General features: G+C 71.3%; 1 protein-coding gene. It reads left to right on the top strand.

The window, feature by feature from the left end:
- Positions 1–61: 61 nt before the first annotated feature.
- A complete protein-coding gene (locus JL475_RS38995; protein ID WP_307825334.1) occupies positions 62–1,324 on the top strand; it encodes an IS701 family transposase in 1,263 nt (420 codons plus the stop codon).
- The last annotated feature ends 120 nt before the right edge of the window (positions 1,325–1,444 follow it).

Below are 1,444 nucleotides of genomic sequence, written 5' to 3'. Positions count from 1 at the left end.
TAGGGCTTTGTTAGGTGCCCCGGCTGATCCTTGTCGGATAGGGTGTGATCTTCTTTCGGGTGTGACACCGGAGGAGATGGAGGCGGTCCGCCCGCGCCTGGAGGCGTTCGCGGCCCAGATGCTGGGCTCGCTGGCCCGTCGGGATCAGCGGGCCAAGGGCGAGCTGTACCTGCGCGGGCTGATGCTGGACGGCAAGCGCAAGTCGATGCAGCCGATGGCCGAGCGCCTGGGCGTGGACCACCAGCAGCTCCAGCAGTTCGTCTCCTCCTCGACCTGGGACTGGACCACGGTCCGGGAACGGATGGCCCGTTGGGCCGCCGCCCACATCTCGCCGGAGGCGTACGCCATCGATGACGTGGGCTTTCCCAAGGACGGCTATGACTCCCCGGGGGTGGCGCGGATGTACTGCGGCGCGCTGGGCAAGCGGGGCAACTGCCAGATCGGCGTCAGTGTGAACCTGGTGTCCGACCGTGCCTCGGCGGCCGTCGACTGGCGCCTGTTTATGCCCGACAGCTGGGACGATGCCACGGTCGGCGACGACAAGCTGCTGGCCGAGGCGATCCGCCGCCGGCGCGCCAGGGCGGGCGTCCCCGAGGCCGAGCGGCACCGGGAGAAGTGGCGCCTGGCCCTGGACATGCTCGACGAGGCCCGCCAGGACTGGGAACTGCCCGATCTGCCGGTGGTCGCCGACGCCGGCTACGGGGAGGCCACCGGCTTCCGCGAAGGGCTGACCGAACGCGGTCTGGCCTACGCCGTCGCGGTCAAGGGCACCACCACCGCTTACCCGGGCGACGCGGTCCCCCAGCGCCCGCCCTACGCAGGCCGAGGGCGCCCGCCCGTCCCCGCCTACCCGCAGCCGCACACCACTCTGCGTCAACTCGCCCTGGATGCAGGGCGATCGACGGCACGGGCCGTGACCTGGCGCCAGGGCAGCAAGGCCACCAGGGGCAACCCCCGCGCCGCGATGCGCTCGCGCTTCCTGGCGCTGCGGGTCCGCCCGGCCAACCGCACCATCCGCCGAGCCGCCGACGGCTCGCTGCCCGAGTGCTGGCTGCTGGCCGAGTGGCCGCCTGGCGCCGCGGAGCCCACCGACTACTGGCTCTCGACGCTGCCCGCCGACACCCCGCTGCGCGACCTGGTCCGCACCGCCAAGATCCGCTGGAGAGTCGAGCACGACTACCGCGAGCTCAAGGACGGCCTGGGCCTGGACCACTTCGAGGGCCGCAACTATCCCGGCTGGCACCGGCATGTCACCCTCGCCTCCCTCGCCCAGGCCTTCTGCACCCTGCTGAGGCTCGACCCAAAAGTCCCTGCGCCGGCCTGACTCTGTACGCGATCCTCCGTGAACTTCAGGCCCTGCTGGCCACCTGGACCGGCGCCTGCTCGATATGCGGCCAACCCGCACCTGCCCCCGAACCCCACCACAGGACCTAACAAAGCCCTA

It is taken from the genome of Streptomyces sp. M2CJ-2 (assembly GCF_016757295.1).
In the GTDB taxonomy this organism is placed as follows: Bacteria; Actinomycetota; Actinomycetes; order Streptomycetales; family Streptomycetaceae; genus Streptomyces.
Note: the sequence above shows the minus strand (reverse complement) of the source record. Positions and strands in the feature narration are given on the sequence as shown.